Below are 22,401 nucleotides of genomic sequence, written 5' to 3'. Positions count from 1 at the left end.
TGGGGCGCGTGGACGGTATAAATCTCCGGGGGCGGGCCGCAGCGTAAAGGGTTATCCCCCAACCGCGACAACGGGCGGGTATGGCGAGCAGATCGAACCTCATCGACGGCGAGTGGATCGACGCCGAGAGCGGCGACACGTTCGACACGCACGACCCCGCCAACCCCGATCAGGTCGTCGGCACCTACCCCAAGTCCGGGGCGGCGGACGCCGAACGTGCGGTCGAGGCCGCGGCGGCGGCCACCGACGAGTGGGGCGACACGCCCGCGCCGAAGCGGGGACGGATCCTCTCGCGGGCGAGCGGCATCCTCGCCGACAAGAAAGACGAACTGACCGAACTGCTGGTGCGCGAGGAGGGGAAGACCGAGCGCGAGGCCGGCGGCGAGGTCCAGCGCGCGATCGACATCTTCGACTACTACGGCTCGAAGGCCCGCGACATCGGCGGCGAGGTCAAGAGCGCCAGCGGCAGCGACACGGTGCTCCGAACGAAGCAGGAGCCCGTGGGGGTCGCCGGGCTGATCACGCCGTGGAACTACCCCATCGCGATCCCGGCGTGGAAGATCGCGCCCGCGCTGGCGGCGGGGACGACCGCGGTGATCAAGCCCGCGACGCTCGCGCCCGGCCCGACTCACGAGATCGCCGAGGCGCTCGACGAGGCCGGCCTCCCCGACGGCGCGCTCAACGTCGTCACCGGTCCCGGCGGCGAGGTCGGCGACGTGGTCGCCGGCCACGAGGCCGTCGACGCCGTCTCGTTCACCGGGAGCGCCGCGGTGGGCGACATCGTCTACGACACCGCGACCGAGGACGGCAAGCGCGTCCAACTGGAGATGGGTGGGAAGAACCCCACCGTCGTCTCGGACTCGGCGGACGTAGAGAAAGCGGCCAAGATCGTCTCCTGGGGCGCATTCGGCGTGACGGGACAGGCCTGTACCGCCTGTTCCCGGGCGATCGTCTACGAGGACGTGTACGACGAGTTCGTCGAGGCGATCGTCGAGCAGGCCGCGGGGATCGAGCCCGGTAACGGCCTCGAAGGCGGCGACATGGGCCCGCAGGTCAGCAAGGACGAGCTCGAGAGCACGCTGGAGTACGTCGAGGTCGGGCAGGAGGAGGGGGCGACCCTCGAAACCGGCGGCGACGCGCTCGACCGCAAGGGGTACTTCGTCGAGCCGACGGTGTTCTCGGACGTCGACAACGACAGCCGGCTGGCTCAGGAGGAGATCTTCGGGCCGGTGCTGTCGGTGATCCCCGTGAGCGGCTACGACGAGGCGCTCGACGCCGCGAACGACGTGGAGTACGGCCTCTCGGCTGGCATCGTCACTGACGACCACACCGAGGCCAACAGCTTCGTCGACGACATCGACGCCGGCGTGGTGAAAGTCAATCAGCAGACCACCGGCGTCGAGCTCCACGTCCCATTCGGCGGGATGAAGGCCTCCTCCAGCGAGACGTTCCGCGAGCAGGGCGAGGCCGGGCTCGACTTCTACACCATCTCGAAGACGGTGTACGACAGCTACTGAACGGCGCCGATCGGGCGTCAACGCTTTGCCGGCCGCCGCCGAAGCGCCCCGCCATGGTTCACTCGACGTGGGGCGACTGGTTCGTACGCGAGGAGATCGAGGCGGCCGACCCCGGCGACGGCGTGGTCGGCTGGTACCTCGGCTGTAACGGGTTCGTGCTCCGCTCGGCGTCGACGACGATCTACGTCGACCCGTACTTCGGCGACGGCGACCCGCCGAACATCGTCCGCATGATCCCGGTGCCGATCGACCCTTCCGACGCCAGCGAGTGCGACGCGGTGCTCGTCACCCACGAGCACATCGACCACATGCACCCGCCCTCCTACGGCCCGCTGGTGAACGATCTCGACGCCGACCTCTACGCGCCCGCGGCGTCCTACGAGTCGCCGGACTACGACGGCGACCTCGACGCCCCCGACGAGCAGAAGCACGTGATCGCGGCGGGCGAGACGTTCGAAGTCGGCGACTTCACCGTCCACGTCCGGGGGGCGAACGACCCCGACGCGATCGAGCCCGTGAGCTACGTCGTCGAACACGACTCGGGCACGTTCCTCCACGCCGGCGACAGCCGGCCGGCAGTCGAGGCGTTCCCGGAGATCGCCGCGGAGTTCGACGTCGACGTGGGCGCGCTCGCGTTCGGTTCGGTCGGGAACATCTACGAACCCGAGTCGGGCCACGGCGAGCGGACGCGCTGGTACATGGACGAGAATCAGGTGATCGAGGCGGCGAACCAACTGGAACTCGATCGACTGCTCCCGACCCACCACGACATGTGGCAGGGCGTCGGCGCTGACCCGAAGGTGCTCCACGAACACGCGACCTCGTTCCGCTACCCGCGGGTGCTCGACGTGCCCCACGTCGGCTGTGCGTTCCGGCTCGACGAGCCCGGGATCCAGCGCATGGGCGCGCTCGACGGTCGGTAGCCCGCGGCGCTTCGCGGGTCGCCGGGGTTGGAGGGGTTTTAGGGGCGCGCCCGCGGAGGGAGACGGCATGGCACCCACGATCACGAAGATCGAGAGCCGCGAGTTCGAGTACCCCTTGGAGGACGTGGGGACCGACGAACACGGCTTCAACCTCGTCTACGAGCCGGGCGAGACCACCTACCGCAAGCTGTTCGGCGTGAAGATCCACACCGACGAGGGGATCACCGGCGAGTACGTCGGCGGGAACTCCCCGGCGGCGGCGCAGTACAACATCATCGCGAAGTATCTGATCGGAAAGGACCCGCTCGAACGCGAGAAACACTGGTCGGAGATCAAACGCGCGCTCCGGAAGTACGACCGGATGGGGATGGGCCCCATCGACATCGCGCTGTGGGACTTCGCGGGCAAGTACTACGACGCGCCGATCCACGAGCTGCTGGGCACGTACCGCACCGAGATCCCCGCCTACGCGTCGACGTACCACGGCGACGACGCCGGCGGGCTGGACTCCCCCGAAGCGTTCGCGGACTTCGCCGAGGAGTGTCGCGACGCCGGGTTCGGCGGCTTCAAGATCCACGGCTGGGGCGGCGGCGACGCCTCCCGTGATCTCGATCGCGAGGTCGAGGCGGTCCACGCGGTCGGCGAGCGCGTCGGCGACGAGATGGACCTGATGCACGACCCCGCCTGCGAACTGGAGACGTTCGCCGACGCACTCGAACTCGGGAAGGCGTGTGACGAACAGGAGTTCTTCTGGTACGAGGACCCGTTCCGCGACGGCGGCATCTCCCAGCACGCCCACCGCAAGCTCTCCCAGAAGCTCGACACGCCGATCCTCCAGACCGAGCACGTCCGCGGGCTCGAACTCAAGTCGGACTTCGCCGCGAACGACGCGACGGACTTCCTCCGGGCGGATCCGGAGTACGACGCCGGGATCACGGGCGCGATCAAGGTCGCCCGCGTCGCGGAGGCGTTCGGGCTCGACATCGAGTTCCACGCGCCCGGGCCGGCCCAGCGCCACTGCATCGCCGCCTGCCGCAACTCCAACTACTACGAGATGGCGCTGGTCCACCCGTACTGTCAGAACACCCAGCCGCCGGTGTACGAGGGCGGCTACTCCGACATGATGGCGGCCGTCGAAGGCGGGACTGTCTCGGTGCCGGAGGGGCCGGGGCTGGGCGTCGACTACGACTGGGCGTACATCGAGGAGAACACGACGGGCGAGGTCCACACGTACGAGTAGCTCCCGCGATCGACGCTCCCGGTTCGGGAGAGTCGCCGACGGATATATCGCCCGAGAGGTACAACTCGGAGTGCATGAGCTCCGAGAAAGTCATCGACCTGCTGCGCAAGGCGTACGGCGACGAGATGGAGACGGTGATGAACTACCAGACCAACGCCATCGTGCTCGACGGCGTCCGCGCCGAGGAGATCAAGGAGAGCCTCCAGACCGACATCCAAGAGGAGCTAACCCACGCCGAGCAGCTGGGTAACCGTCTCAAACAGCTCGACGCCCGACCGCCGAGCTCCGCCGACTTCGTCGCGCGGCAGGACTCCCTCCAGCCGCCCGAGGACTCGACGGACGTGCTCTCGGTGATCCGTGGCGTGCTCGACGCCGAGGAGGACGCCATCGACACCTACCGCGAACTGATCGACGCCGCCGAGGCCGCCGACGACCCGGTGACGGAGGATCTCGCAGTCACCATCCTCGCCGACGAGGAGGCCCACCGCACCGAGTTCCGCGGCTTCGAGAAGGAGTACCAGCAGGACTAACGGGGGGAAGCGGCGCGCGTCACCAGTTTCGTTTTTCACCCGACGTTCGTTTTTGCTCGACGCCCATCACTCGACGGAGACCTGCGGATCGAGGTAGCCGTACAGCACGTCCTGCAGGAAGCTGCCGGCGATCCCGAGGAACACGATCACCAGCGTCGTCCACGTCACGAGCGACATGTCGCCCTGATCGACCGCGACGAGGCTCGCGCGGGCGAGCCCGTCGATCGGGAGCACGTTCTCGATCACGTAGATGTTCAACACGAGCACCGCGAGCAGCTCGCTCAGCGACAGGGAGACGATCGGCAGCGCCGCGTTCCGGAGCACGTGCTTGACGAGCGTGAGGCGGGAGATCCCCTTCGCTCGAAGCATCTTCACGAACTCACGGCCCGTCTGATCGAGCACGGCCGACCGACTGAACCGGAGCTGCCCGGCCAGCAGGCTCGCCGCGACCGCGACGGCGGCGATCACCTGCGGGTGGACGAACGGGCCACCTCCGGCGGCCGGGCCGGCCCGGACGGGCGAGACGACCGCGAGGACGTACGTGATCAGCATGAACACGGGGATACCGAGCAGCGCGTACGTGCTCAGCCGGGCGCCCCAGTCGACGGCGCCCTCCTTCTCGAACGCCGCGAGCACGCCCAGCGGCACCCCGAGGGCGACGGCGATCAGGACGCCGGGAACCACGTACTCGAGCGTCGTCACCACCCGCCCGTCGAGCACGGCCGCGACCGGCTCGCCGTACGCGATCGACTGCCCCCACTCCAGCGTCGTGAGGTCGACCAGCCAGTCGACGTAGTGCTCGTAGAGGGGTCGATCCAGCCCGCGCCGGGCGAGATACGCCTCGCGGAAGCGCTCGATCTCCCGTTCGCTCGCCCCCTGCCACCGCAGGAGCGCGAGCTGCTGGCGGAGGATCACCCGCATCTGGAGGATCGTGAACGCGAACATCGCCGTCGCGGCGGCGTACACCGAGAAGACGGCGAACGCGAACCGCCGGAGGAGGTAGCTGACGTAGCTCACGGGGACCACCCGATCACGGGTCGTTCGTCGGAGGGCATCGGCATCATCTGCAGCAGAAAGTCGGATAAAGTTTCCTGTGACTTTCAGGGTCGCAGCGGGCGTCCGTCGCCGCGGGACCGCCGGTCACTCGACGGAGATCTGGGGGTCGAGGTAGCCGTACAGCACGTCCTGCAGGAAGCTGCCGGCGATCCCGAGGAACACGATCACCAGCGTCGACCAGGTGATCAACGACATGTCGCCCTGTTCGACCGCGACGAGGCTCGCGCGGGCGAGCCCGTCGATCGGGAGCACGTTCTCGATCACGTAGATGTTCAACACGAGCACCGCGAGCAGCTCGCTCAGCGACAGGGAGACGATCGGCAGCGCCGCGTTCCGGAGCACGTGCTTGACGAGCGTGAGGCGGGAGATCCCCTTCGCTCGAAGCATCTTCACGAACTCACGGCCCGTCTGATCGAGCACGGCCGACCGACTGAACCGGAGCTGCCCGGCCAGCAGGCTCGCCGCGACCGCGACGGCGGCGATCACCTGCGGGTGGACGGACAGCCCCAAGCTGCCCCGTATCCGGGAGACGCCGACGAGGAGGTACGTGATCACCATGAACACGGGAACGCCCAGCAGCGCGTACGTGCTCAGCCGGGCGCTCCAGTCCCGGGGTTCGTTCTTCGCGAACGCCGCCAACACGCCCAGCGGGACGCCGAGCACGACGGCGACGACGACGCCCGGAACCACGTACTCGAGCGTCGTCACCACCCGCCCGTCGAGGACGACCGCGACCGGCTGCCGGTACGCGATCGACTGGCCCCACTCCAGCGTCGTGAGGTCGACGAGCCAGTCGAGGTACCGCTCGTGCAGCGGGTGGTCCAGCCCGCGCCGGGCGACGTACGACTCCCGGAAGCGTTCGATCTCCTGTTCGGTGGTGTCCGACCCCGCCCAGTTCATAAAGGCGAGCTGTTGGCGGAAGAGCAGCCGTATCTGGAGGACGGTAAACGCGAACATGGCGGTCGCCGCCGCGTACACCGAGAAGACGGCAAACGCGAACCGTCGGAGGAGGTAGCTGACGTAGCTCACGGGGACCACCCGATCGCGTGACGATCGACCGGCGACATCGGTTCAATCACCGACATAAAGTATTATAAGCTTTCCTGATGGTTTCCAGAACCGCGAACATCGATGCCCTCCAAGGACTTCGAGTCGGCAGCGTTCACCGAGGTGGACTGGGACGTGCGCGACCGTGGAATCACGGTACGGAAGCGGACGCTCGGGCTGATCGCCGCCTTCCTCGCACTCGGCGCGCTGTACGCGTACGACGCGATCGTCGCCCCCGAGGAGCTGGTCGCGTTCCTCAACTGGGACGTGACGCGTGCGGACTGGCTCCTCCTCGTCGCCAGCGTGTTCTTCGCGCGCTACGGACTGTTCCCGCTGGCGGCCGACCCCGACCGAACCCGGCGGCTCCTCCGTCGGCTCCGCTCGCACCCGCTGGGGCTGGCCGCGATCCTCTCGCTCGGCGTGCTCACGGCCGTCGGGCTGCTCGGGCCGGGGCTGTTCTTCGACACGGGCTACCCCAAGCTCAAGTACCGCCTCCAGCCGCCGGTGTACACCAGCGTCTTCGTCGAGGACATCCACTACTACAACTGCGTCGGGCAGGTCGTCGACGGCTACTGCCACGGGACGTGGCGGTACCCGCTGGGGACGAACCGCTACGGGGAGAGCGTCCTCGAACTGCTCGTCTACGGGATCCGCGTCGCGCTGCAGGTGAGCCTCCCGACGGTGGTGCTCATGGGCGTCGTCGGCACCGTCGTCGGCGCGCTCGCGGGCTACTACGGCGGCTGGGTCGACGACGCGCTGATGCGCTACGTCGACATCCAGCAGACGGTGCCGGCGATCGTCGTCTACATCCTGCTCGCGACGTTCTTCCTCGGGGAGTACTCCGGGATCACCGACGGCGGCCTGTTCGCGTTCGTCGGCGTGTTCGGCCTCCTCAACTGGGGCGGCGTCGCCCGCGTCGTGCGGAGCGACGCCCTCCAGCAGCGATCCGCGGGCTACGTCCGGGCAGCACGGGCGACGGGCGCGAGCGACCTGCGGATCCTGCGGGACCGGATCGTCCCCAACGCCCGGGGCACGATCGTCACCGAACTCAGCCGCCGGGTGCCGCTGCTCGTCCTCGCACAGGTCGCGCTCGCGTACCTCAGCCTCAGCCGGATCGCCTCGCAGTCGCTCGGCCGGGTGATCCGGGTCGGGCTGCAGAACGAGGTGCTGCCGTGGCACCAGAAGTGGTGGGTGACGACGTTCGCGGTCGCGCTACTCGCGTTTGCCGTCGCGGCGTTCAACGTCTCCGGCGACAGCCTCCGCGACGCGCTCGACACGCGGCAGGGGGGGAGCTCGTGAGCGACCCGCTGCTCTCGGTGCGGGAGCTCCGCACCGAGTTCGACACCGACGCCGGGGTGGTAAAGGCGGTCGACGGCGCCTCCTTCGAGGTCGAGGCCGGCGAAACCGTCTGTCTCGTCGGCGAGTCCGGCTCCGGGAAGACCGTCGCCTGCGAGTCGATCACGCGGCTGATCCCGACGGACTCGGGCTCGATCACCGGCGGCGAGGTCCGCTTCGACGGCGAGGACCTGACCGAGCTCTCGGCGTCGGCGCTGACCGAGTACCGCGGCAACCGGATCGCCCACGTGTTCCAGAACCCTCAGGGCGCGCTCGACGACGTGTACACCGTCGGCGAGCAGGTCGTCGAGACCGTCCGCGCCCACCGCGACCTCGACCGGGCGGCGGCGCGCGAGGAAGCGGTCGACCTGCTCGATCGGGTCGGGATCCCCGACGCCGCCGACCGGATCGACGACTACCCCCACTCGTTCAGCGGCGGGATGAAACAGCGCGTCGTCCTCGCGGTCGCGCTCGCGGGCGACCCCGACCTGCTGGTCGCCGACGAGCCGACGACCGCGCTCGACGTGACGATCCAGGCCCAGATCCTCCGGCTGCTCGCCGAGATTCAGGACGAACGCGGGATGGGGCTGCTGTTCGTGACCCACGACCTCGGCGTCGTCGCGGAGATCGCCGACCGCGTGGTCGTGATGTACGCCGGGAAGGTGATGGAGCGCGGCGACGTGTACGAGCTGTTCGAGAACCCCGCCCATCCCTACACCCGGGCGCTGCTCGACTGCCTGCCGGGCCACGGGGAGGCGTTCGACACGATCGACGGCGTCACGCCCGACCCGACCGACCCGCCCGACGGCTGTCGGTTCCACCCGCGTTGTGACCACGCGATCGAGGACTGTCGCGCCGGCGAGCAGCCGGCGTTCGAGCCCGTCGGCGACGACCACGACGCTGCCTGCGTGCTGTACGGCGACGACCACCAGCCACCGCTGTCGTTCCCCGACAAACACGATGACTGACGACCCCCTCCTCTCGGTACGCGATCTGGAGAAACACTACCCGGTCCGGAGCGGCCTGCTGCGGCGGGTCACCGACCACGTGAAAGCCGTCGACGGGATCTCCTTCGACGTGGAGGCCGGCGAAGTCGTCGGCCTCGTCGGCGAGTCCGGCTGCGGGAAGTCCACCGCGGCGACGACGCTGCTCCACCTCGAGGAGCCGACGGGCGGCGAGGTCCGCTTCCGAGGGGACCGCGTCGCCGACCAGTCCCGGAGCGAGCGGAAGGCGTTCCGCCGGAACGCACAGGTCGTGTTCCAGGACCCCGACTCCGCGTTCGACCCGCAGGCGACCGTCGGCGAGTCGATCGCCGACCCGCTGGCGACCCACGGCCTGCGCGACGAGGACCGGCAGCGGGAGATCGTCGCCGACGTGCTCGAGCGCATCGGGCTCTCGGCCGACGACGCCGACCGCTACCCCCACGAGTTCTCCGGCGGGCAAAAACAGCGCATCGCGCTGGCCCGCGCGCTCGTGCTCGACCCGGACCTGCTGGTCGCCGACGAGCCCGTGAGCGCGCTCGACGTGAGCATCCAGGCGGACATCCTCTCGCTGCTGGCGGACCTCCGGGACGAGCTCGACTTGGGCATCCTCCTGATCAGCCACGATCTGGACGTGGTGCGGCAGATCTGTGACCGCGTCGCGGTGATGTACCTCGGCGAGATCGTCGAGATCGGCCCGACGGAAGCGCTGTTCGAGAACCCACAGCACCCCTACACCGAGGGGCTGCTCGCCGCGATCCCGGACCCGGACCCGCGGAACCGGGGCGGGACGGTCGAGCTGCGTGGGGACGTGCCCGACCCCATCGACCCGCCGTCGGGCTGTTCGTTCCACCCGCGCTGCCCGCGAGTGATTCCCCCCGACGAGTACGCGTTCGACGACGGCGAGTACCGGGCGGTGCTCGACCTCCGGCTCGCGCTCCGGGACGACGACGTCGACACGGCGCGCCACGACACGGCGGCGGCGCTCCGCGAGGCGTACAGCGTTCCGGAGACGCTCACGGACGACGACGCCGAGGCAGTCCTCGGCGACGCGATCGACGACGTGCTCGGCGGCGATCGGGAGCGCGCGCTCGATCGACTCGAAGCGTTCGCGACGCCGTGTGAGCGCCACGATCCGGCGCTCCGGCCGACGAACGAACGCCAGTCGGCGGCCTGCCTCCGCCACACGCGGTGAGTTTCCGGGGTGAGTAGCTTTACCACGGGACGAGCCGTACTTGGGGACGCTATGACGAGCGTCGAAATCGAGTACTGCGTGCCGTGTGGGCACCGCGATCGAGCACAGGACCTGCAAGCGGCGATCCTCGAGCAGTACGGACAGAAGGTCGATCGCGTGTCGCTGGTGACGGGTGACGGCGGCGTGTTCGAGGTCCGCGTCGACGGCGACGAGATATTCGACATCGACGAGGACGAGTACGACGCCGACGCGATCGTGGAGGGCGTCGGCGGCTACGTGAACTGACCGCGAGCGGTCGAACGGCGATCGGCGTCCTTTCTTCAGTCGAGCAGGGCGTCCACGTCGGCGTGGCTGTGGAGCAGTTCCTGCATCCGCTCGACGGTCGCTTCGTCCCGCACGCGGCCGCCGTGGATCAGCGACTCGATCCGCTCGATCGTCGTGATCGTGTCCGTCTGAACCGTCAACACCGGCATCCCCTGCTCCTCGGCCTCGCCGAGGATCGCGCCGGACGGTCGATGACCCCCCGTGAGCACGAGACAGTTGATGCCGGGCGCGTCCAGCGCCGCGGCCTGCACGTCCGCCCGGTCGCCGCCCGTGATGACGGCGGCGTCTTTCGTGCGCCGGAAGTGACTGAGCGCGCTCTCCCCGCTCATCGCCCCGACGAGCACGCGTTCGACGAGGGCGCCGGTGTCGGCGTCGGTGAGCGACTCCGCGCCGAGTTCGTTCGTGAGGTCGGCCACCGAGACGCCGGCCATCGAGCGTTCCCACGGCAGGACACCCAGAACGGGGATGTCGCGCGATTCGAGGAACGGAACCACGTCGGTCTCGACCTCGTCGTACGCGGCGCTGGAGACGGCGTTGAACACGACGCCGAGGCAGCGATCACCGAGATCGTCGGCGGCCGTGAGGATGCGGTCGACGTCGCCGGGCTCCTCGTAGCGGGCGACCAGCACCGCGTGACTCTCCAACAGTGCCGCGATGTCGGCGTCCGTGAGGTCGACGGTCGCCCCCGTGGCGGGGTCGCCGGCGCCCTCGACGACCATCGTGTCCTTCCCTTCGGCGAGACCCGCGTACGCGTCCTGCACACGCTCGCGAAGCGCCGCCGTGTCCTCCTCGCCGCGGATCGCGCCGGCGATGAACGTCGGCGAGTAGACGACGGGCTCCATCTCGTGCATCTCGGCGTCGAGACCGAGCAGTTCCCGGGCGAGCATCGGGTCGGCGTCGAGCGTCTTCCCAACGTTGCTCTGGAGGCGGGTCCCCTTCGGTTTCATGTAGCCGACCGTCGCGCCGCGGTCCGCGGCGAGCCGCGCGAGCGCGAGCGCGACGGCGGTCTTCCCGGTGCCTTCGTCCGTCGAGGTAACGAGTAGCGAGTTCATAGCTGGTCTGGGTCGATGGTCAGTCGTACGTCGAGCGCCTGCACGCCGTCGGCGGTGGCGAGCAGCGGGTTCACGTCGAGTTCGAGGATGGCGTCGAAGTCGGTCACGAGCTGGCTCAGGCGCTGGATCGCTTCCTCGATGGCCGCCTCGTCCGCCGACGGACGGCCCCGCGCCCCCCGGAGCAGCGGCGCCGAATCGAGTTCGTCCACCATCTCGCCCGCCTCGCGCCCGGAGACCGGCGCGATCCGCACGCTCGTGTCCTCCAACACCTCCACGAAGATCCCGCCGAGGCCGAACAGCACCATCGGGCCGAACTGCGGGTCGCGGTTCATCCCGAGGATCGTCTCCGTCCCCGCGTCGGTGTCGACCATCTCCTGGACTTGGACGCCGAGGATGGCCGCGTCCGGCTGGTAGTTCCGAGCCCGGGTGAGGAGCGTCTCGTACGTGTCGGCGACCTCCGACTGGGGGACGCCGACGGCCACGCCGCCGATGTCGGACTTGTGGAGGATGTCCGGGCTGACGATCTTCATCACCACGTCGCCGTCGATGCTCGCGGCCGCCGACGCGGCGGCGTCTGGGTCGTCGACGATCGCCGACTCGGGCGTGGGCAGCCCGTAGGCGTCGAGCAGGTCCATCGCCTCGACGCCGAGCCGGGTGGCCCCGCGGTCGGCGGCGTCGGCGAGGATCTCGCGGGCGCGCTCCCGGTCGACGTCGAACGATTCCGGCGGCTCGTAGTCCCGTGCTTCGACCTCCCGCTGGACCGCGAGTGCGTCCAGGCTGCCGACGGCCCGTGCCGGGTCGAAGTAGTTCGGGATGCCCGCGTCGCCGAGCACCGCCGCCGCGCGGTCGGTTCGCTCCCCGCCCATCAGACACGCGACGACGGGCGTGTCGTGCTCGGCCTGTCGGTCGGCGATCGCCGCGGCGAGCTCCCCGAAGTCGACGACCGCCGTGGGTGCGGAGATGACGATGGCACAGCCGACGTTGTCGTCGGCGAGGACGGTGTCCAGCGCCGTCTCGAACCGCTCGATGTCGGCATCGCCGATCACGTCGACCGGGTTGTAGATGTTCGCCTCGTCGGGCATCGTCGCCTCGAGCTCTGAGAGCGTCTCGTCGGTGAACGACGCCATCGTGAGCCGCGAGTCGCCGACGGCATCGGTCGCCATCACGCCCGGGCCGCCCGCGTTCGTGACGACGCCGACCTGCTCGGAGTCGGGCATCGGCAGCCCGTCGAGCGCGCGAGCGTAGTCGAACAGCTCCTGGACGTTCTCGGCGCGCACGACGCCCGCCTGCTCGAACGCCGCCTCGTAGGCGGCTTCGCTGCCGGCGATCGTCCCCGTGTGGGAGGACGCGGCGTCGGCGCCGGCCTCCGTCCGACCGGATTTGACAACCACGACAGGGGTTTCCTGTGTCACCTCGCGGGCCGTGTCGATGAACGAGCGGCCGTCCTCGACGCCTTCGAGGTAGCCGAGCACCACGTCCGTCTCGGGGTCGTCCCGCCAGTGCGCGAGGAAGTCCGACTCGTCCAGCACGGCCTTGTTCCCCAGCGAGACCACGTCTTTGAACCCGATGCCCTGATCGTTGGCCCAGTCCAGGACTGCCGTGATGAACGCGCCGGACTGGCTCATGAACGACAGCGAGCCGGGAAGCGCGTTCGACGGCCCGAACGTGGCGTTGAGCCCCGGCGGCGTCGAGAGCACGCCCAGCGAGTTCGGTCCGACGAGGTTGAGGTCGTACTCCGCGGCGACGGCGCGGAGCGCCTGTTCGCGCTGTGCGCCCTCCGTTCCGGTTTCGCTGAACCCAGCCGTGATGACCACGACGTTGGCCACCCCCGCCTCGCCGGCCTCCCGAACGGCGTCGACGGCGATCGGCGGCGGGACGACGATAACCGCGAGATCGACGGGGTCCGGAACGGACGTGACGTCCGGGTAGCACGCCGTCCCGAACACGGTGTCGCGGCTCGGGTTCACCGGAACGACCTCGCCCGTGAAGTCGTCGAGGTTCCGGAGGATGGCGGCCCCGATCGACCCCGCACGCTCCGTCGCACCGACGACCGCGACGCGTTCGGGCGCGAACAGCCCACCGATATCGGCGTCCGAGTTCACGTCGCCCACCTCGCGCGGACGACGCTTAAAACCGAGGCCGGGGTCTCACTCGTCGGGAACGCCGTCACGGGACGCGCGGTACGCGGCGGCTTCCTCCGACCCGTCGTGGGCCCGCTTCCTGTTCCGGTCTCGACAGCCCGATTACCAGAACAGAATCGTCGGTCGTTTGGCCACGTCCTCGACCGACTGGTCCTCGGTGAGTCCCGGTAAGCGGGCGGTTGCCTGCGTTCCGGCATCACTGGGCGCTCGTTGCCGTATCTGGAACGAGCCCCCGTATCGCGTGACGACCCAGTTGATCAGCCAGAGCCCGAGGCCCGAGCCGTGTTCGAGCGCCTTCTCCTCGCCTTTCGAGATGACGTTCGCCTCCATGTCGTTGATCCCCGGACCGTTGTCCTCTACGGAGAGGACGATCCACTCGCCCTCGTCTCGCACGTCGATCGCCACGCGTGGCTCGGCGGACGTGTTGTGTTTGGCGGCGTTTTCGATGAGTTCGGACACCGCCTCCTCGATCTCGCCGCCGGCACAGAGAGCGCGGTCGGTCCGCACGGAGACGTCGAACGTGACCTCCGGGTACTCGTCGCGATACGACGTAACGAGATCGGCGAGCACCGAGTCGACGTCGATCCGTTCCGGCTCGGTGTCTCGGCCCGCGATCGCTTCGAGGTCGCGCGCTTTTTCGCCGAGATCGAGCAGTTCGTCGGCTTTCTCTTCGATCGTCTGTCCGAGCTCGACGCTGTTCTCGTGTTGCCGGGCCGCGAGTAGCCCGCCGAGCCCGCTCACGACGCCCAAGTCGTTTCGGAGGTTGTGCCGAAGCACCCGGTTGAGGACCTCGAACAGCTGTTCCCACCGCTTCTGTTGGGTCACGTCGTCCTGAATCCCCAACAGGTGTGTCACGGCGCCCGTCCCGTCCCGGACCGGGGTAATGCGCACGTGGTTCCAGAACGGCGTCCCGTCGTTTCTGTAGTTGATGAGCTCCACGGAAACGGGCTCGTAGGCGTCGATGTGCTCACGGAGTGTCGCGACGGCGCTCGGGTCGGTCTGCTCGCCCTGCAAGAACCGACAGTTCCGTCCGGTCGCGCTCGACGCATCGTACCCGGTGATCTCCTCGAACCCTTGGTTCACGTACACTAACGGTTCGTCCGGCTCCGTCGCGTCGGCGAGCGTGATCCCTGCCTGTGCCTCGTCGATCGCCCTGTCTTTGATCTGCAACTCGCGCAGCGTCTCTTTTCGCTCGGTGATGTCACGAGCGACACCGTGGACGCCGACGACGTCACCGTCTTCGATGGCGGGCGTCCCGTTGACTTCGAGTGTCACGATCTCACCATCGGCAGTGAGAACGTCGAGTTCGACGTCTTCGATGTCGCCGCCGTCAAGCACCGACTCGAACGCCGCCGTCGCTTTCGAGCCCGACTCCGTCGTCGTGTACTCGACGAACGGCTCGCCGACCATCTCCGCGGGCGTGTAGCCCAGAATCCGTTCGCAGGCCGACGAGACGTACGTGAACCGGCCGTCGAGGTCGAACCGGAACAGCAGGTCGAACGTCGTGTCCGCGATCGCCTTGAATCGATCACGCTCGGCTTCGAGATGGGAGCGTGTCGCTGCCAGTTCGCTGATCTCGTGTGCCACGCCGGCGATCGCCAACTCGCCCGACTCCGCCGCCGTCGCGGAGAGTTCGAACTCGACGGGCCGCACGTCCCCGTCCCCGACCCGGAGCTCGGTTTCGACGGTCTCCCGGGATCGTGTCGAGGACGTTCGGACCCGCTTGAGGGCAGCTTCGTACGTGGCCGCCTCACCCGCGGGGACGAGGTCGGAGAGCGAGGAGCCACGGAGTTCGTCGGATTCGCGTCCCAAGAAGGTCGCGAGCGGTTCGGTGACGAACGTCAACGCCCCGTTCTCGTCCAACAGGAAGATCTTCTCGTCGAGTTGGTCGAGCGCCTGCTGAACGCGGCGCATCTCGGTTTCCCGCTCGAGGCGGTCGAACGCACTGACTGCCGTGATGGCCAGGAGCTCCACCAGCGCAGCGTCGCCCTCCTCGAACGCGTCCGCGGCTGTCGATCCGATTCCGAGGACGCCGTACTCGCCCAACGGGAGGAACATCCCCGACTCGACCGGCCCGTAATCGACGCCGGTCGCGCCGGGGAGGTCGTCGATCACGATCGGTTCTTGTGACTGGAACGCTCGGCCGGCCGGCCCCTCGTCGTCCTCGAAAATCGGGGGATCAGCGATGTTCTCGCGTGCCTGAGCGGAGTATCTCGTCGGCGGGAGCGTGCCCGTCTCGGGATCGTGCAGCCGAACGGACGTGATCCCGTGTTCGAACACCCCTCGATCTCCTCGATGAGCACCCTGATGAGTTCGGCTTCGTCCGTGACCTCGATGAACGCCTGCGAGGCAGAGAGGAGGTTGTTGAGCGTCTGTTCGCGGTTCTTGCGCTCGGTCACGTCCTGTGCCGCCCCACGGACCACCACCACGTCGCCGGCATCGTCGGTGATCGGGACACCCTGTACGCGAAGCCACCGGATCTCGTTCTCCGAGTTCCGGTAGCGGAGATCAACGTCGAACGGCTCCGTCGATTCGATCGCGTCTTCGATGGCCTGCTCGATGATCGGTCGGTCCTCCTCGAGGTACACGTTCAGTGCCTCCTCCATCGGCGGTTCCGCCTCCTCGTCCACGCCGAGGAGTTCGAAGAGGTAGTCCGTCCAGAAGATGTCCCTCGTCGCCACGTCGATCTCCCAGCCGGCGACATCGGCGACGCGCTCCGTCTGATTGAGCAGGTCCCGGAACCGTGCAAGCTCCTGCTCGTGTTCCTTCCGCTCGGAGATGTCCGTGAAGTACACGGACAGTCCGCCCTCGTCCGGATACGCCCGGACTTCGAACCACACCTCGAGCGGTGGGTAGTACTCCTCGAACGAGACGGACTCCTGGGTCTCCAGTGCCTCGTGGTAGTTCTCGTAGAACGTGGTTTCGACGGCTTCGGGGATGTTCTCCCAGAGATGCCGGCCACGGACGTCGGCATCGGCGTCGAGCCCCATCGCTTCCCGAAGCACGTCGGCCCCCATCTCGTTGATGTACGTGACCTGCCACTCCGTATCGACGCTGAAGAACGCGTCGTCGACCCGTTCCAGCGTCCGCTCCAGTTCGTCCCGTGCGGACTCGAGCTCGTGGCGATACTCGTGTTGTTCGAGCTGCTGGCGGAGCCACTGCCCCATGATCTCGATCAGTGCCTCCTCCCCCTCGGAGAACTCCGATCGGTGCGGGTCCTCGTCCGCGAAACAGAGGGTGCCGTACAGCTCCCCGTTCACGTCGATACGCGACCCCATGTAACACCCCAGCCCGAACTTTTCGAACGCCGGATCCGACCCCATCTCGTCTGCCGCGTTCTGGACCGTACGTGGCGAGTCAGCGTCGGGGGCGATGGTTCGGCGGCAGTACGTCTCCGAGAGCTCACTGGTCAACCCCGCCTGAATCAGGTCATGCTCGCCCTGGGCGGCTACGATCTCGAAGTCGTTCGATCCCGGCTCGATGTGTGAGAGGAACGCGATGTCCATCCCGAACACGTCGGCGCCGAACCCGAGCAACTGATGCAGCTGCTCTTTGAACGACGACTCTGGGTCCGACGTGATCCGATGCAGTCGCTGCAGTGTCTCCTGATTCGCTTGTAACGCTGCTTCGTGTTCTTGGCGTTCTCGGACCCGAGAGACGACAGATTCGATCTGATTGGCGACGAACCCGCCGTGGACTTTCCCACCCGTCATTTCGACGATCCCAGTGGCCGAACTATCGAGAACCTGATCGGCGTGTGCGGCCCCGGCTGCGATCAGAATCGGTAGTTCCGGATACTCCTCTCGTAACGCAGAGAGCACCGTGACGCCGTCGATATCGGGCGGCTCATGCCGAGTGATGACACAATCGACGTCCTCCGTAGCGAGAACAGTCCGCGCGTCGTCGAGGTCAGCGGCCGTCCGAACGAGAATCCCCTCCTCGTCTTCGAAATCGAGTTGCGACGCGAGGCTGGTTTCCCCAGCGGGGGACGGTTCCACTATAACGGTGCGAATGAGTAGTGTAGATTCATCCCCGTCTACCATCCAATAGCTGGACACTCGTGCTGTGTGTTGATAGTGTTACCGCAGCAGGAAAAAGAAGAGAGTTGACCGCACTGACCGCTCCCGAAACGGTGAGACGAACCGTATCGAACAGCGTCTCACACGCTCACTCCCCGACAGGGACCACACCAAACCCGGGCTGTCCGTCGTCGTCGCACACGTCGTGCCGAGGACCGTCGATGTAGTCCTCCAGAACTCGCGCCACGTAGTCGGTCACACGGTTGAACCGCTTTCCCTGTTCGTCGTTCTTGAGCGACGTTGCCGAGGGAAATCATTTCTTGCTCGTAGAAGGCGACAGCGGCAGCAACGCGTTCTCACAGAAGTCCATGTCTGTACGATGTCTCTAAAGCAGGTTCCGTGATGGAAACAGCAATCGTCAGGAAGTGATGGACAGGTCAACACGCCGGAGCAACTGTGCGTTGATGGCGACGATGACCGTACTCAACGACATCAGGAGCGCACCCACAGCGGGGGAGAGCAGAATCCCGATCGGTGCCAAGACGCCTGCTGCGAGCGGAATCGCGAACACGTTGTAGCCGGCCGCCCAGGCGATGTTTTCCTGCATCTTCCGGTAGCTCGCCTTGCTGAGTTTCACGAGCCGAACGACGTCCATCGGGTTGTTCTGGACGAGGATGACGTCGGCCGACTGGACGGCGACGTCGGTGCCGCTCCCGATCGCGATACCGACGTCGGCCCGGGTCAGCGCCGGCGCGTCGTTCACACCATCGCCGACCATCCCCACGAGCTTCCCCTGGTCTTGGAGTTCCTGGACTTTCTCGTCTTTGTCTTCAGGGAGGACCTCTGCGAACACCGTGTCGATGCCCAGCTCGTCCGCGACGGCGTTGGCGACGTCCTGGGAGTCCCCTGTCAGCATCGCCACCTCGATGCCTAGATCGTGGAGCGCGTCGACGACGCGGAAACTCTCCTCGCGGATCACGTCGGCCATCGCAAAGGCGGCGATCAGCTCTCCGTCACGAACGAGATACACCACAGTCTGGGCGTTCTGTCCGGCCTCGTCAGCGAAGCGCTGGAGATGGTCGGGGATCTCGCTATCGAGCTGGGTCAACAGGTTCGGCCCACCGACGTACACCTCGTTTCCGTCGACGTTCGCGCGAACCCCTCGGCCTTTGATCGCCTCGAAGGCGGTCGCGTCAGGAGTAGTTACGTCGCGCTCGTCGGCCGCCTCGCGAATCGCTCGCGCGATCATGTGTTCGGAGTCGCTCTCGATGGCCGCCGCCAGCGCGAGCGCGTCGTCCTCGTCGACGCCGTTGACGGTCGCCATATCCACGACGCCGTGTTCGCCCTCGGTGAGCGTCCCTGTCTTGTCGAAGACGATCGCGTCCAGGTTCCGCGCATCCTCCATCGCGATACGGTCGCGAACGAGCATCCCATTGCGAGCCGCCAGTGACGTGTTGATCGCGACGACCAGCGGAATAGCGAGTCCGAGGGCGTGTGGGCAGGCGATGACGAGTACCGTGACGACGCGCTCGATGACTGTCGCGTCGAACGACACAGCGAGCGTCCACGCGATGGCTGTCACGACTGCTGCCCCGAGCGCGACGTAGAACAGCCAGCCGGCCGCCCGATCGGCCAGCACCTGCGTCTTGGACTTGCTCTGTTGGGCTTCCTCGACGAGCCGCATGATGCCAGCAAGCGTGGTCTCCTCGCCCGTCGCACCGACGCGCACGCGGAGACTACCATCGCCGTTGATGGTGCCGCCGATGACCTCGTCGCCAGGCTCCTTCGAGACGGGCTTGGACTCGCCCGTGATCATCGACTCGTTGACGTCGGAGTCACCCTCCTCGACGGTGCCGTCAGCAGGGACACTCGCGCCCGGCCGGACGAGCACGAGGTCGCCTTCCGAGAGCTCACTAACGGGGACTTCCTCGGTCTCCCCGCCGTCGGTGATCCGCTCGGCGGTGTCTGGCATCAGTTTCGCCAGCTCGTCGACCGCGCTGGAGGCCCGCCGGACCGACCGCATCTCGATCCAGTGGCCCAGCAGCATGATGTCGATCAAGGTGACGAGTTCCCAGAAGAACGCTGACTGTGTGGGGAAAACCACGCTCGCGAGGCTGTAGACGAACGCGACGGTGATCGCCATCGAGATGAGCGTCATCATCCCCGGCGCACGGTCTTTCAGCTCCGGAAGCGCCATCTTGAGGAACGGAATCCCACCGTACGCGAAGACGATCACCGCGAAGACGGGGTTGATCCACTCGCTCCCCGGGAATGCCGGGACGGAGAAGCCGAGCCACTCCTGCAGCATTTCGCTGTACAGGAGGACGGGAACCGACAGGAGCATCGAGACGAAGAAGCGCCGCCGGAACATCTGCTCGTGGCCTTCGTGCATCCCGCCATGGCCCTCGCCGTCTCCCTCGTGGGAATCGTGACCGTGGCCGTCGCCCTCGTAGCCGGCGTGCTCGTGCTGCTCGTGGGACGCCATCTCACCTGCTGCAGCAGGGTGAGCCTCCTCCTCCAATAGCTCCCGTTCTACCCCTTCCTCGTCAGATTCCGCGACCGCTTCATCGTGCTCGCCGTGTTCGTGCTGCTGACTGGTGGTGTCCTGCTGGTCCTTTCCTCCCGGGGAATTCTCAGTTGTATCTTTGTGGTCGTCCATGAGTCATATTCTCTATTGAGGTGGTTCCGCCGGCTTCCTGAATCTTCGGCCCTGAAACCGTACAGCAAGACCAGCGTAGACGAGCTCCGAAGACAACAGTTAGTCGTCGTCTCGACGCGACTTGTGCTATCCGCAGCGCACGATACTCAGGCGTGAGCGGTGTATCCCGCGTCTTCGACGGCCGCCACGAGGGCCGTGACCTCTGCCTCACCGTCGACACTTGCCTGTTCACTCTCCCTGTCGACGGTCACGGAAGTCACGCCAGTGACCTCTTCAAGGGCCTCTTCGACCGTCTGCTCACAGTGACCGCACGACATTCCTTCCACAGTGATGGTCGTCGTCATACAGAGGTACATACGGCTCCCTCTCTTTAGCGGATTTCTCTTTCGATGATACGGATCTCTTGGGGGTCAAACTTTAGATTCAAAGTGATACGTGCAGCCGCAACGAACCAAATCTCAGATTCTCCAGCTGACGATGGCGGGAAGACTCAGGTATCGTTTGGCGCTCCAGATGCGTCTTCGCCGCTAACCGGGAACGACGCCCAGAGGCCGCTTTTCGAATGAACGTCCCGAATCCTCAGGGGTTTGGGGCATACAGGGCGTAGAGGATCGACAGCATCCCGGCTGCGGTCACGAGTGCTGCGACGAACCCCGCTTCGAAGATCGACACTTGGAGGAGTTCGAAGAGAACGCCTTCAAGGAGGCCGCCAAGGCCGACGAGTGCGAAGCCGGCAGCGACGTACAGGAGTAACTGCGTGTGATGCCGTTGGTATCCGCGATAGGCCTGGTAGGCGATGACCAGCGCCAAGACGGTCGTGAACAGTTTGCCGATGACGAATAGCGTGTGTTCCATGAGTCAGTCTCCCCGCATCTCCTCGAAGATGGACGTAATCCGGTCGGCGGGGTCCGGCCGAACATCGATCTGCACGTCGAAGCCCTCTGCTTGGAGGAGGACTTCGACGCGTTCGAGGCGTGCCTCGTACTCGCTGTAGTGCCGGCCACCGGGATCGACGTGCGTGTACTCCTCGAGAAGGCCCTGCTCGACGAGGCGGGTGACACGCCGCGAGACGGTCGGGCGCGACATGTCGCATTCCTCGCTGAGTTCCTTCGCAGACAGTCGGTCGGTCTTCGTCGCCACGAGGATGTCGCGGGCGTACTCGTCGTCGAGTGTCGCGAAGACCTCCGACGGGTCAGCCTCCTCAGTCACACGTCTCTACTCACGACAGTAGGGTAATATAGCCCCCCGATTTTCTGACCCAGAACGTCGGCTCGCTACTATATCTCTTCTGCACCCCTACGAGTAGTTGTAGGTGAACTAAGCATGTCCACTATCAAATCTGGCGTCAACCAACTCGAGAGCAAAATCGGCGGGCGAACTGTCGGTGGGAAAGTCCACAGTCTCAGCGCGTGGTTCGTGCTGGCGCTCCGGCTCATGATGGGCTACGCGTTCGCGTACTCCGGGTTCACGAAGATCACCGGCGAGTTCGCGGCCGGCGGCTACCTCTCGAACGTTGCGGCGACGAACGGCAACCCGCTGGCGGGCATGTTCGCGTGGATGGGTTCGACGCCGTGGTTCGTCGAGTTCGCGAACGTCGCCGTCCCGTGGGGCGAGCTGTTCATCGGCCTCGGCCTGCTCGTCGGCGCGCTGGTCCGCCTTGCGGCGTTCTTCGGCGCGCTGATGATGCTCATGTTCTACTTCGGGAACTGGGACATGGGCCACGGGTTCATCAACGGGGACTTCGCGTACATGCTCGTGTTCCTCGCGGTCGCCGCGTTCGCCGCGGGCCGCATCCTCGGACTCGACCAGTACATCGAGAACTACGACGTCGGCGGCGAGACGCTCGTCGAGCGCTACCCCGCCCTCGAATACATCCTCGGCTAACCACGCCGAGACCTTTGGGAGTACAACAATGCAAAATCCAATTCAAGCACGCGGGATTCGTTCTCTGGGACTCATCGTCGTCGGAGCGCTGGCTCTGGCCGTCGTCGTCGGAATGGCACTAACACACGCGACTGTCCCAGATGCAATGATGTGGGGCTGGCACGACGGTATGTGGAACGGCGGCCACATGGCCAGCTGGGGTAGCTGGGGCTGGGGGATGATGTTGTTCGGTCTCCTGTGGATGACACTCCTCGTCGCCGTCCCTCTCAGTTTTATCTACTGGCTGGGGACGCGGTCGGAATCGCACGGCCCCGCCGAGGATAGCGCACTCGCCGTCCTCCAAGAGCGGTATGCCCGTGGCGAGATCGGCGACGAAGAGTTCGGTCGCCGTCGTGCAGGGCTCGTCGCAGACGACGATCGTCAGTGACGGCGGTGTCGGTACTCTGTACGGACTCCCGAAACCCGTTACCCCGAGACCTGCCGATACATACCTCGAACA

The 22,401-nt window shown here is 66.7% G+C and carries 19 protein-coding genes and 1 pseudogene; 10 read left to right on the top strand and 10 right to left on the bottom strand.

What is annotated here, in order from left to right:
* Nucleotides 1-80 precede the first annotated feature (80 nt).
* From ACQUSM_RS03175 to ACQUSM_RS03160, 4 genes are all read left to right on the top strand, one after another.
* Nucleotides 81-1,517 (top strand): aldehyde dehydrogenase family protein, encoded by a 1,437-nt coding sequence (locus ACQUSM_RS03175; protein ID WP_435115651.1) that lies wholly within the window; start codon nucleotides 81-83, stop codon nucleotides 1,515-1,517.
* Between the two features lie 53 nt (nucleotides 1,518-1,570).
* Nucleotides 1,571-2,440, top strand: coding sequence for an MBL fold metallo-hydrolase (locus tag ACQUSM_RS03170; RefSeq protein WP_435115649.1), 870 nt, complete (start codon nucleotides 1,571-1,573; stop codon nucleotides 2,438-2,440).
* 67 nt (nucleotides 2,441-2,507) lie between these two features.
* Nucleotides 2,508-3,680 carry a mandelate racemase family protein gene (locus tag ACQUSM_RS03165; RefSeq protein ID WP_435115647.1) on the top strand — a complete coding sequence of 391 codons (1,173 nt, stop codon included), beginning with the start codon at nucleotides 2,508-2,510 and terminating at the stop codon, nucleotides 3,678-3,680.
* A 74-nt stretch (nucleotides 3,681-3,754) separates the two neighbouring features.
* Entirely contained in the window at nucleotides 3,755-4,210 is a 456-nt protein-coding gene (locus tag ACQUSM_RS03160; RefSeq protein ID WP_435115645.1) for a ferritin-like domain-containing protein, read from the top strand.
* Between the two features lie 66 nt (nucleotides 4,211-4,276).
* Here ACQUSM_RS03160 and ACQUSM_RS03155 read toward each other — a convergent pair whose 3' ends face one another.
* Both ACQUSM_RS03155 and ACQUSM_RS03150 read right to left on the bottom strand, forming a co-directional pair.
* Nucleotides 4,277-5,227: an ABC transporter permease gene (locus ACQUSM_RS03155; RefSeq protein ID WP_435115643.1), complete on the bottom strand. Its 951-nt coding sequence runs from the start codon at nucleotides 5,225-5,227 to the stop codon at nucleotides 4,277-4,279.
* A 123-nt stretch (nucleotides 5,228-5,350) separates the two neighbouring features.
* On the bottom strand, nucleotides 5,351-6,295 hold the full coding sequence (locus ACQUSM_RS03150) for an ABC transporter permease subunit (RefSeq protein WP_435115641.1): 945 nt from the start codon (nucleotides 6,293-6,295) through the stop codon (nucleotides 5,351-5,353).
* A gap of 102 nt (nucleotides 6,296-6,397) precedes the next feature.
* On the opposite strand from ACQUSM_RS03150, the gene ACQUSM_RS03145 reads away from it, so the two are divergent.
* The 4 genes from ACQUSM_RS03145 to ACQUSM_RS03130 are packed head-to-tail and all read left to right on the top strand — an operon-like array spanning nucleotide 6,398 to nucleotide 10,108.
* The gene (locus ACQUSM_RS03145; RefSeq protein ID WP_435115639.1) at nucleotides 6,398-7,612 is read left to right on the top strand and encodes an ABC transporter permease; all 1,215 of its coding nucleotides are present in this window, start codon (nucleotides 6,398-6,400) and stop codon (nucleotides 7,610-7,612) included.
* Entirely contained in the window at nucleotides 7,609-8,616 is a 1,008-nt protein-coding gene (locus ACQUSM_RS03140) for an ABC transporter ATP-binding protein (protein ID WP_435115637.1), read from the top strand. Before ACQUSM_RS03145 ends, ACQUSM_RS03140 begins: the two co-directional genes overlap by 4 nt.
* Nucleotides 8,609-9,823 carry an ABC transporter ATP-binding protein gene (locus ACQUSM_RS03135; protein WP_435115635.1) on the top strand — a complete coding sequence of 405 codons (1,215 nt, stop codon included), beginning with the start codon at nucleotides 8,609-8,611 and terminating at the stop codon, nucleotides 9,821-9,823. The genes ACQUSM_RS03140 and ACQUSM_RS03135 overlap by 8 nt, the downstream gene beginning before the upstream one ends.
* Before the next feature lie 51 nt (nucleotides 9,824-9,874).
* Nucleotides 9,875-10,108, top strand: coding sequence for a SelT/SelW/SelH family protein (locus ACQUSM_RS03130; RefSeq protein ID WP_435115633.1), 234 nt, complete (start codon nucleotides 9,875-9,877; stop codon nucleotides 10,106-10,108).
* 35 nt (nucleotides 10,109-10,143) lie between these two features.
* Here ACQUSM_RS03130 and ACQUSM_RS03125 read toward each other — a convergent pair whose 3' ends face one another.
* From ACQUSM_RS03125 to ACQUSM_RS03090, 8 genes and pseudogenes are all read right to left on the bottom strand, one after another.
* Entirely contained in the window at nucleotides 10,144-11,199 is a 1,056-nt protein-coding gene (locus tag ACQUSM_RS03125; protein ID WP_435115631.1) for a phosphotransacetylase family protein, read from the bottom strand.
* Complete coding sequence (locus ACQUSM_RS03120; RefSeq protein WP_435115629.1) at nucleotides 11,196-13,301, bottom strand: acetate--CoA ligase family protein; 2,106 nt, start codon at nucleotides 13,299-13,301, stop codon at nucleotides 11,196-11,198. The genes ACQUSM_RS03125 and ACQUSM_RS03120 overlap by 4 nt, the downstream gene beginning before the upstream one ends.
* A 141-nt stretch (nucleotides 13,302-13,442) precedes the next feature.
* Entirely contained in the window at nucleotides 13,443-15,620 is a 2,178-nt protein-coding gene (locus tag ACQUSM_RS03115; protein WP_435115627.1) for a PAS domain S-box protein, read from the bottom strand.
* A gap of 98 nt (nucleotides 15,621-15,718) precedes the next feature.
* A pseudogene (locus tag ACQUSM_RS03110) lies at nucleotides 15,719-17,383 on the bottom strand (PAS domain-containing protein); the annotation flags it as partial.
* Nucleotides 17,384-17,777: 394 nt separating this feature from the next.
* Nucleotides 17,778-20,018 (bottom strand): copper-translocating P-type ATPase, encoded by a 2,241-nt coding sequence (locus tag ACQUSM_RS03105; protein WP_435115625.1) that lies wholly within the window; start codon nucleotides 20,016-20,018, stop codon nucleotides 17,778-17,780.
* A gap of 146 nt (nucleotides 20,019-20,164) precedes the next feature.
* A complete protein-coding gene (locus ACQUSM_RS03100; protein WP_006183483.1) occupies nucleotides 20,165-20,362 on the bottom strand; it encodes a heavy-metal-associated domain-containing protein in 198 nt (65 codons plus the stop codon).
* A gap of 235 nt (nucleotides 20,363-20,597) precedes the next feature.
* The gene (locus ACQUSM_RS03095) at nucleotides 20,598-20,873 is read right to left on the bottom strand and encodes a DUF7521 family protein (RefSeq protein WP_179908279.1); all 276 of its coding nucleotides are present in this window, start codon (nucleotides 20,871-20,873) and stop codon (nucleotides 20,598-20,600) included.
* A 3-nt stretch (nucleotides 20,874-20,876) separates the two neighbouring features.
* Nucleotides 20,877-21,227 (bottom strand): ArsR/SmtB family transcription factor, encoded by a 351-nt coding sequence (locus tag ACQUSM_RS03090; RefSeq protein WP_006183485.1) that lies wholly within the window; start codon nucleotides 21,225-21,227, stop codon nucleotides 20,877-20,879.
* 114 nt (nucleotides 21,228-21,341) lie between these two features.
* Between ACQUSM_RS03090 and ACQUSM_RS03085 the strand changes: the two genes are divergently transcribed.
* Both ACQUSM_RS03085 and ACQUSM_RS03080 read left to right on the top strand, forming a co-directional pair.
* Nucleotides 21,342-21,902 carry a DoxX family protein gene (locus ACQUSM_RS03085; protein WP_435115622.1) on the top strand — a complete coding sequence of 187 codons (561 nt, stop codon included), beginning with the start codon at nucleotides 21,342-21,344 and terminating at the stop codon, nucleotides 21,900-21,902.
* A gap of 28 nt (nucleotides 21,903-21,930) precedes the next feature.
* Nucleotides 21,931-22,329, top strand: a complete 399-nt coding sequence (locus tag ACQUSM_RS03080; RefSeq protein WP_435115620.1) for an SHOCT domain-containing protein — start codon at nucleotides 21,931-21,933, stop codon at nucleotides 22,327-22,329.
* Nucleotides 22,330-22,401: the final 72 nt, after the last annotated feature.

This window comes from Halolamina sp. C58, from assembly GCF_051195095.1.
In the GTDB taxonomy this organism is placed as follows: Archaea; Halobacteriota; Halobacteria; order Halobacteriales; family Haloferacaceae; genus Halolamina.
This window is presented reverse-complemented; position numbering and strand designations above follow the sequence as displayed.

What these genes read in the sequence shown, in the direction of transcription:
- ACQUSM_RS03175 (WP_435115651.1), top strand. Translation starts at nt 81, where the DNA reads ATGGCGAGCAGATCGAACCTCATCGACGGCGAGTGGATCGACGCCGAG.
- ACQUSM_RS03170 (WP_435115649.1), top strand. Translation starts at nt 1,571, where the DNA reads ATGGTTCACTCGACGTGGGGCGACTGGTTCGTACGCGAGGAGATCGAG.
- ACQUSM_RS03165 (WP_435115647.1), top strand. Translation starts at nt 2,508, where the DNA reads ATGGCACCCACGATCACGAAGATCGAGAGCCGCGAGTTCGAGTACCCC.
- ACQUSM_RS03160 (WP_435115645.1), top strand. Translation starts at nt 3,755, where the DNA reads ATGAGCTCCGAGAAAGTCATCGACCTGCTGCGCAAGGCGTACGGCGAC.
- ACQUSM_RS03145 (WP_435115639.1), top strand. Translation starts at nt 6,398, where the DNA reads ATGCCCTCCAAGGACTTCGAGTCGGCAGCGTTCACCGAGGTGGACTGG.
- ACQUSM_RS03135 (WP_435115635.1), top strand. Translation starts at nt 8,609, where the DNA reads ATGACTGACGACCCCCTCCTCTCGGTACGCGATCTGGAGAAACACTAC.
- ACQUSM_RS03130 (WP_435115633.1), top strand. Translation starts at nt 9,875, where the DNA reads ATGACGAGCGTCGAAATCGAGTACTGCGTGCCGTGTGGGCACCGCGAT.
- ACQUSM_RS03125 (WP_435115631.1), bottom strand. Translation starts at nt 11,199, where the DNA reads ATGAACTCGCTACTCGTTACCTCGACGGACGAAGGCACCGGGAAGACC.
- ACQUSM_RS03105 (WP_435115625.1), bottom strand. Translation starts at nt 20,018, where the DNA reads ATGGACGACCACAAAGATACAACTGAGAATTCCCCGGGAGGAAAGGAC.
- ACQUSM_RS03100 (WP_006183483.1), bottom strand. Translation starts at nt 20,362, where the DNA reads ATGACGACGACCATCACTGTGGAAGGAATGTCGTGCGGTCACTGTGAG.
- ACQUSM_RS03095 (WP_179908279.1), bottom strand. Translation starts at nt 20,873, where the DNA reads ATGGAACACACGCTATTCGTCATCGGCAAACTGTTCACGACCGTCTTG.
- ACQUSM_RS03085 (WP_435115622.1), top strand. Translation starts at nt 21,342, where the DNA reads ATGTCCACTATCAAATCTGGCGTCAACCAACTCGAGAGCAAAATCGGC.
- ACQUSM_RS03080 (WP_435115620.1), top strand. Translation starts at nt 21,931, where the DNA reads ATGCAAAATCCAATTCAAGCACGCGGGATTCGTTCTCTGGGACTCATC.